The organism is Priestia flexa NBRC 15715, assembly GCF_001591565.1.
Taxonomy (GTDB): Bacteria; Bacillota; Bacilli; order Bacillales; family Bacillaceae_H; genus Priestia; species Priestia flexa.
Genome location: NZ_BCVD01000152.1, coordinates 1 through 7625 on the forward strand (window position 1 = coordinate 1; position 7625 = coordinate 7625).

The 7625-nt window shown below is 37.7% G+C and carries 9 protein-coding genes; 3 read left to right on the plus strand and 6 right to left on the minus strand.

From position 1 onward, the window contains the following. Positions 1-7: 7 nt before the first annotated feature. From BFL01S_RS17920 to BFL01S_RS17940, 5 genes are all read right to left on the minus strand, one after another. On the minus strand, positions 8-958 hold the full coding sequence (locus tag BFL01S_RS17920; RefSeq protein WP_061786523.1) for a sporulation protein: 951 nt from the start codon (positions 956-958) through the stop codon (positions 8-10). A gap of 329 nt (positions 959-1287) precedes the next feature. Next, a complete protein-coding gene (gene chrA, locus BFL01S_RS17925) occupies positions 1288-2472 on the minus strand; it encodes a chromate efflux transporter (protein WP_061786524.1) in 1185 nt (394 codons plus the stop codon). Beyond that, entirely contained in the window at positions 2469-2783 is a 315-nt protein-coding gene (locus BFL01S_RS17930; protein WP_025911351.1) for a PadR family transcriptional regulator, read from the minus strand. Before BFL01S_RS17930 ends, chrA begins: the two co-directional genes overlap by 4 nt. A 148-nt stretch (positions 2784-2931) precedes the next feature. Beyond that, complete coding sequence (locus BFL01S_RS17935) at positions 2932-3273, minus strand: hypothetical protein (protein WP_025911349.1); 342 nt, start codon at positions 3271-3273, stop codon at positions 2932-2934. A gap of 153 nt (positions 3274-3426) precedes the next feature. Beyond that, entirely contained in the window at positions 3427-3843 is a 417-nt protein-coding gene (locus tag BFL01S_RS17940) for a CBS domain-containing protein (RefSeq protein ID WP_025911347.1), read from the minus strand. Positions 3844-4125: 282 nt separating this feature from the next. Here BFL01S_RS17940 and BFL01S_RS20185 point away from each other — a divergent pair, with 282 nt between their 5' ends. Next, entirely contained in the window at positions 4126-4230 is a 105-nt protein-coding gene (locus BFL01S_RS20185; protein ID WP_076512409.1) for a YjcZ family sporulation protein, read from the plus strand. A 166-nt stretch (positions 4231-4396) separates the two neighbouring features. On the opposite strand, the gene BFL01S_RS17945 is transcribed toward BFL01S_RS20185, so the two are convergent. Continuing rightward, complete coding sequence (locus BFL01S_RS17945; RefSeq protein ID WP_061786525.1) at positions 4397-5389, minus strand: extracellular catalytic domain type 1 short-chain-length polyhydroxyalkanoate depolymerase; 993 nt, start codon at positions 5387-5389, stop codon at positions 4397-4399. A 387-nt stretch (positions 5390-5776) separates the two neighbouring features. Between BFL01S_RS17945 and BFL01S_RS20590 the strand changes: the two genes are divergently transcribed. Then, the gene (locus BFL01S_RS20590; RefSeq protein WP_156413430.1) at positions 5777-5935 is read left to right on the plus strand and encodes a hypothetical protein; all 159 of its coding nucleotides are present in this window, start codon (positions 5777-5779) and stop codon (positions 5933-5935) included. Positions 5936-6131: 196 nt separating this feature from the next. Continuing rightward, positions 6132-7625 (plus strand): FAD-dependent oxidoreductase (locus BFL01S_RS17950; RefSeq protein ID WP_174521200.1); only part of this gene is annotated, 1494 nt, incomplete at its 3' end.

The window sequence follows — 7625 nt, forward strand, 5'->3', positions numbered from 1 at the left end:
TTTCTTATTACCACTCATCGTCTCCGCTAAAAAAGTCACCATCAAAGAGATCATCGGCTCCTTCTAAGTCTTCTTGTATGTCATCAAATGCCACATCTTCAAACATGTCATCCATCACTTCTCCTAAAAGCATACCACCTATCATACCTGCTGCAAACCCTCCCATAGCGCCTCCAAGACCGCTCATACCTCTTTTATACTCGCCTCTTTGGTAATGAGAAGGCTGAAAGTGTTCATAGCTAGCTGGATTGTCAATCATTTCTTCAATAATTTGATGAAGTGATTGCTGAAGCTTCTTATTATTACTGAGTTCTTCAGTTGAAAAAGAGATTTCTCGCTTTATTTCACGCTCTCGACCAAAGCTTGGTAAATCCAGTTCAAGCAAAATACGAAGACCTTTATCTTCTACAGCTACCTCAAATTCTAGCTCTCGAATACGGCGTTGAAATTGAGAGGTTGGGAAAAACTCAAACTCTTGTTTATAACCGTTAAATTGGCCAGAATGCTGTTTCTCTCTAAACCCTAAACTTTCAAGTGCTTCTACAAATTGATAAAGTGCCTCAGGAGCTTTAATACGGATGTCATCTCGATCTTTGGCATCTGCTCCTCCTTCAATATCTAAATGTGTTTGAAAGAAATAGCTACAATTGCTTGCTGAAATAGGAATATCCATTGGTAAATCATATTTAAAACCCCATTCTTTCTCTTCTCCTTCTCTAATAAGGAAAGAAGAAACGATTGGGATGCTCGCTACTTTATGTGTATGAAACTGACCGTTACGTCCACGCACCTCCAGCCATAGTTCTACATTTATAAAATTAATGTGCTGCTCAATTTTGCCACCTTGGACTTTGATTTTTCCTTCCACATGCTCACCTAGCTTATATGTATTTTCGTTCAAAGTGAGGTCGACTTTTGCAGCGCCTACACCCATCTTTGCAAATATTTTCTTTAACATGATAATCCTCCTTTTAAATTACTTACACTTGTATTACTACATACGAACGCTTTTTATATAAGTTTCAAAAAAAAGTTCTCACTCCGAGAACTTTTATCGCACCCTTAATTCTTTCATCTTTTGTAAAATGTTCAGCTCGCTTCGCCGACAAATAAACAAATATAGCCTATCACAATAATGCTAACACCGACTGTTTTAATTAACTAAGCCGCAATTTCTTTATCACGTAATAGCTCTTCAATCCACTCCACGGATTTTTCCTCTTCAGTGATAACGCATAGTTATCTATACTATGCGTTCGCCCAGTTAGAAGTGAATAGTCATTGGCATTAGAAAAAAACCGATAGTAGATAACCACCTAGAGCAGTTGCAAGTACAACAATCCAGGGAGCTACTTTCCAGTACATTAATAAGCCAAATGCCACAAGCACTAATGCAAAGTCTGGTGTTGTTTTGATTGCACTAGTAAAAACTGGATCATATAATGCTGCAAGCAAAATTCCTACAACAGCTGCATTTACGCCCATTAAAGCTGCTCGTACGCTTGGTTTTCTACGAAGAACATTCCAAAATGGTAAGGTTCCAAGAACAAGCAAGAATGACGGTAGAAACATTGCAACAGTTGCAACTAAGGCACCGGACCAACCAGCGGTTACTGTTCCAAGGTAGCTCGCAAACGTAAATAAAGGCCCTGGAACTGCTTGAGTTGCACCGTATCCGGCTAGAAATTCAGACTCTGTCACCATGTTAATTGGTACTACTTCACGTTCTAGCATTGGAAGAACAACGTGGCCTCCTCCAAAGACAATCGAACCAACTCGATAGTAAATATCAATTATGCTCATCCAAACAGTAGGAATTGCGGTACGTAAAAGTGGTAATCCTACTAATAATGCGATAAATACAATCCATGCCAGCACGCCAACTTTTCGGCTGATTGTAATAGGCATGTCCTGCACATCATCCATTTTCATTTCTTTATATAGAACATATCCTATTATGCCAGCAGCTATAATAGTACCAATTTGTCCAATAGCGCTTGGAAAAAACAAAGTAATTAGCGCTGCGAGTATAGCCATCGCAATACGAGGTCGATCTGGCGCTAAGTTTTTTCCCATGCCAAGAACCGCTTGGGCAACTACTGCAACAGCAACAATTTTCAGACCATTAATCCAGCCTGCACTTGATGCGTCAAATCCTTGCACTAAATATGCAAACACGATAAGCACAATAACTGAAGGCATTGTAAAACCTATCCATGACAACACGCCTCCAAAAATCCCACCGCGCAGCATCCCAATCGAAATTCCCACTTGACTGCTAGCTGGTCCCGGTAAAAATTGACACAATGCAATCAAATCCGCATAACTTTTTTCATCAAGCCACTTTCTCTTTTTTACATATTCTTCTCTGAAATATCCTAAATGTGCAATAGGCCCACCAAAAGAGGTTAACCCAAGCTTAGTTGAAATCAGTAAAATTTCAATCCACCTTCGAAACACTGATTGATTCATGTTGTATCCTCTCCTTCTTTTAATACTTCTCTAGCTAATTCACGAATTTGCTCTTTTGCACCTTGAAGCACCTCTTGCCCTTTTTCAGTAATCGTATAATACTTGCGAATTTTCCCTTTTACAATTCGCTCTTCTTTTATTAAAAGCCCATCTTTCTCCAAATGATGAAGCGTAGGATAAATGGTTCCAGGGCTAATATCGTAACCATGTGAATGAAGTTCTTCAATCATATACGACCCGTAAATTGGCTCGACGCTGGCATGGTACAAAATGTGGATTTTAATACTTCCCAGAAAGAATTCGCGTAACATAAGGATCCCCCTTATCCAATATCATATTTTGATATCGGATATTGATATCATAACATGATAAAGTTAATCATAATGTTAAGTGTTTGTAAACTTTATTTTTTTATTAAAATAAAAAAACCTTACCCGATGGAGGTAAGGTTTTACACTCTTAATATAGTAGGCGATTCCAGTTATCTCCCTTTTTCTTATGATGCGTACTTTTTTCATCATGCTGTTTTTTTTCTTTTCGATCCTGTCTTTCCGCTCTACGCTCATCACGAAGGCGATGTCTTTCTGCACGTTCTTCCTTCTTTTTGCAGTGCCCTTTTTCTCTTTCTACTCGCTCTTCCTTCTTTTTACAGTTCCCTTTTTCTACACGACATTCCGCTTTGGCATAATCTTCTTCTTTGCGTTTGCATCTTCTTTTCTTACATTTAGCTTCTGCTTTAAAGTAGTATTGATTTGATTGATGAAACTTTTTTTCTGCTTCTTTACGATGTTTTTCTGTCATATAAATTCACCTTTCAACATAGAATATTTTATTTATAGTAATAAACTATGTACAATCCTATAAGTACGTGCATTGTTGCAATTAAGTAACTGCGCCTTTTTTTATATTTCTTCTAAAAAAAGCCTTTACATCGTTTGGATGTAAAGGCTTTTTTCACTTAATCATACGTTTAATTATATTATCTGAATAAAACTCTAATATTTCTCTTCTACGAATAATACCGATAAAGACTCCTTGATCATCAACAACAGGTACAAAATTTTGCTCGATTGCCTTTGTAATAATCCCATCAATTTCTCCATAAATTGGAATTGGTTGATAATCTTGATAACGATCAACCTCTGTTACCTTAATATTTTCCATATCTTGAAAGCGATAATCTCCTAGACTTTTTAACTTCCAAAGCAAGTCCCCTTCAGTTAAAACACCAACGTATTTACCTTCATCATCTACCAAAGGTACCGTAGAATAGCGATGGTGCTCCATCTTCTCAAGCGCCTGCCTTAAGGTTGATTGAATATTAAGGGTTACTACTTCTTGTTTTGGAATCAAAAAAAATGCCAAATTCATTTTTTACTCTCCTTTTTTCCCACTAAACGTCCTTCTTATCTGTTTACTTTTCTTGTTATTTATTTCGAACAGTAACAAATTATAATTAGTATATACATGTTTACACGTTTTCTTCATTACTATTCCCTAACAAGCATATCATCAATCTTATTTTACACATTTTATTCACTCTAATCGAGAAATTACATAAGTTCGCACATTTAGTATTCCCGCCTATTATCGTCACCTTTTCAAGCGTCTTGCGTACAATAAAAGTGTAATATAAGGAAGGAGGCGTTACGAATGGGTTCTTATGGCGGTTACAATGGTGGTTTTGCATTTTTAGTCGTACTATTCATTCTTTTAGTTATCGTAGGTTGCAGTTGCTATGGTGGCTGGGGATACTAATGAATAAGTGAAGAGCTGACTCGTCAGCTCTTCTTTCCTTTATATTACATATTCTTTACACACCTGAATATTCCTGCTATACAAGGCTATTTATCATAAGTAAATGTCTTGATATCATAGTAGAAAGCTCAGTATATGAACCGGACTGAGCTTTTTATTTATTAGTTTATACACGAAAAGCATTTCCGTTTTTCATAAAAAACTCCCACATAATCCTACTTGAATCAGGGCCTTTTTCATCCGTATAGCTTCCTTCTGCGCTTCCGCCAGACCACGCGTGTCCCATACCATTTACAGTGTATTGATCGATTGAAATTTCTCCTTTGGGGCTTGCATATTGAGCATAAGTAAAATCTCTTCCAAACTGCCTTTTTTCTTCTCTAACCTCTTTAGGCTTATGGTCAATCCACCCTTCAACCTTTCCATCAAACGCTAAATTATTCGTAGTAATCCACTGTTCTACGACTTGATCTGCATTTAAAACATTTACCGTAGAGTCCGCATTTCCATGAAACACAATCACCGGCATCGGCTTAGCTCGCTTACCCATTACCTGATGTGCAACTCTACCTTGTCTCACAGGTGGAGGACCTTGATTCGCCATTGCTGCGTACGCATTAAATACATTTAATGCTGCCTGATACTCAAGTCCAGCCGCCACGCCGATTCCAGAAAATAATTCAGGATACGTAACGCCCATAACGATGCTCATTGCTCCGCCAGCAGATAGCCCTGCAATAAACACTTTGTCGTGTTGAATAAAGTGCATACGCTTTACTTTTTTAACCATCCCAGCAATAATAGCAGGCTCTCCCAAACCTCTCAGTTGATGAAGAGGCTCAAACCAGTTCCAGCACTTCTTTAAATTTGCATTACTTGATTGCTGAGGATAGATAACGATAAATCCTTTTTCATCTGCAAGTGTGTTCATGTTTGTTCCTTTTGCGAAATCGTCTGCGCTCTGTGTACAACCGTGCAGCATAACCATAAGAGGATACGTTTTCAAGAAATAATAATTTTTAGGCAAATAAACTTTAAATTTCTTTCCTTGATAAGTATATGTTTTAAACGTACCACCAGATTGTGTTGCGAATTCCTGATCGTGATCTAAAGAGAGAAGTAACAAAGCCATAATAACAAAAGGTAGTGAGCCTGTCATAACATTCCACCTCTTTTTGTCAACGTTTTCATTTTTCCGTTTACACCTATATGTGAAAATTGTCACTAGAAGATGATAAAAGGACAAACAAATCGTTTGCCCAGTTATAATTAAACGAATAAGAACGTCGTCAGTGTACTTATTCTATACCCCGTTAGCTAGTCTTGAACACATTAATGTTCATATACTTCTATTCTATGAACGTTTTTTGACAAATATCATTTTTATTATGATAAACAAACAATGGTTAACGTAACACCGGCTCCAGTAGTCAATACGGCTGCACCAAGTAAACCAAATAACTGTAGTGAAATTGTCGAGCCTGCTGCTAAAGTGACGATACTTTATCCCTTATAGTTTAGTAAACTAACCAAACCTCCTACAACCATGGATGGGACTGCTACACCATTGGTTACAATCCGTGCTGTCGCTAATAAGCCTGCATTAGACTGCTGTTTGTTAAGCATTCATCAACTAGTTGATGAAATTATTATTATCGATACGGGTTCTGTTGATGATACAGTCAAAATTAATGTACGGATTTAATCCCTACAGACGCTAGCACTTTATATAATGAACACTATTTTAAGCAACGAAAATCTTTGATATAGACTGAGCTTAGAGGACAACGCTAAGCTCTTTAATGATTTATAGACATATTCACGACCTTATTTGGAAACATTATGCATATACAACGAAAAAGGTGGAGATAGTGTTGGATATTCCCAAAAAGGCACAGCCGATGTGGAGAGAAGAAGTTAAAATCCCAAAAGGCAGTACATTACAGGAAAATCGCAAAGTAGATGTGGTAGTAGTTGGTGGTGGAATTACTGGAATTACAACGGCTTATTTGTTGCAGAACGAAGGGCTAAACGTGGCACTTCTAGAAGCTAATGAAATTTTAAATGGGACAACTGGTCATACAACAGCCAAAATTACTGCTCAGCATGACGTTATTTATGATGAATTAATTGGACATATTGGCGTTGAGCAAGCAAAGCTTTATTATGAAGCAAATGATAACGCTCTACACTTTATGAAAGATCTAATCGAAAAAGAAAACATTGATTGCCAATTCTCAACGCAAGACGCTTACTTGTATGGTGCTACACTAGAATTTGATCATCGGATACATAAAGAATTTCGTGCGTATGAAAAACTTAACATTCCATGCGATTTTAAAACATCGCTTCCGTTTCAGTTTGATATTCGCGCTGCAGCTATTATGAAAAATCAAGCTCAATTTCATCCTCTCCAATATTTAACTCACCTTGCCAAACAGTTTTTGGAAAAGGGCGGAGTGATTTTTGAAAATACCGTAGCAAATGATATTGAAGAAGGTACATCCCCTACTGTCATTACGAGGGATGGCCACCGAATATCCTGTCAGCATGTTGCAATTTGTACACATTTTCCTTTTTATGATGGAGCAGGGTTTTTTTATACTCGAATGTACGCCAAGCGCTCTTACGTATTAGCGGCAAAAACAAAACAAAAATTTCCGGGAGGTATGTACTTAGGAGCAGACCAACCAACACACTCGCTGCGCTCAGCTACTTTAAATGGGGAGGAAGTAGTGTTAATTGGTGGTGAAGGTCATAAAGTAGGACAAGGAATCAATACAGAATACCACTATCAATCGTTACAGCGATTTGCAGAAGAAAACTTTAACGTTCTTTCATATCCCTATCGATGGTCAGCTCAAGATCTTATTACCATTGACAAGATCCCTTATATTGGTAAATTGAAAAAAAGCAAAGAAAACATCTTTATTGCAACAGGATTTAAAAAATGGGGAATGACGCACGGAACGGTAGCCGCACAGCTTATTACAGACCTTATTATGCAACGGAAGAATCCGTATGAAGAAGTATATAAGCCTTCTCGTTTTCATGCTGATCCAAGTATCCGCTACTTCTTACGTCAAAATTTAGATGTTGCAGATCATTTTATTCGCGGAAAGCTTGATTTGCCTAAAAAGTCCGTTGAACAACTAGAAAAAGGAGAAGGAAATATCATTTATGTAAACAGTAAACGAGCAGGAGCCTACAAAGATGAAGGTGGAAAAATCCATTGTGTTGACACTACTTGTACACATTTAGGCTGTGAAGTGAACTGGAATGCTGGAGATAGCACATGGGACTGTCCATGTCATGGATCCCGCTTTTCTTATGATGGTACGGTCTTAGAGGGTCCAGCTAAAACGCCGCTAAAAACGATTAATCTAAACGACGAA

What these genes read in the sequence shown, in the direction of transcription:
- BFL01S_RS17940 (WP_025911347.1), bottom strand. Translation starts at nt 3,843, where the DNA reads ATGAATTTGGCATTTTTTTTGATTCCAAAACAAGAAGTAGTAACCCTT.
- BFL01S_RS20590 (WP_156413430.1), top strand. Translation starts at nt 5,777, where the DNA reads ATGGATGGGACTGCTACACCATTGGTTACAATCCGTGCTGTCGCTAAT.
- BFL01S_RS20185 (WP_076512409.1), top strand. Translation starts at nt 4,126, where the DNA reads ATGGGTTCTTATGGCGGTTACAATGGTGGTTTTGCATTTTTAGTCGTA.
- BFL01S_RS17930 (WP_025911351.1), bottom strand. Translation starts at nt 2,783, where the DNA reads ATGTTACGCGAATTCTTTCTGGGAAGTATTAAAATCCACATTTTGTAC.
- BFL01S_RS17945 (WP_061786525.1), bottom strand. Translation starts at nt 5,389, where the DNA reads ATGACAGGCTCACTACCTTTTGTTATTATGGCTTTGTTACTTCTCTCT.
- BFL01S_RS17920 (WP_061786523.1), bottom strand. Translation starts at nt 958, where the DNA reads ATGTTAAAGAAAATATTTGCAAAGATGGGTGTAGGCGCTGCAAAAGTC.
- BFL01S_RS17935 (WP_025911349.1), bottom strand. Translation starts at nt 3,273, where the DNA reads ATGACAGAAAAACATCGTAAAGAAGCAGAAAAAAAGTTTCATCAATCA.
- chrA (WP_061786524.1), bottom strand. Translation starts at nt 2,472, where the DNA reads ATGAATCAATCAGTGTTTCGAAGGTGGATTGAAATTTTACTGATTTCA.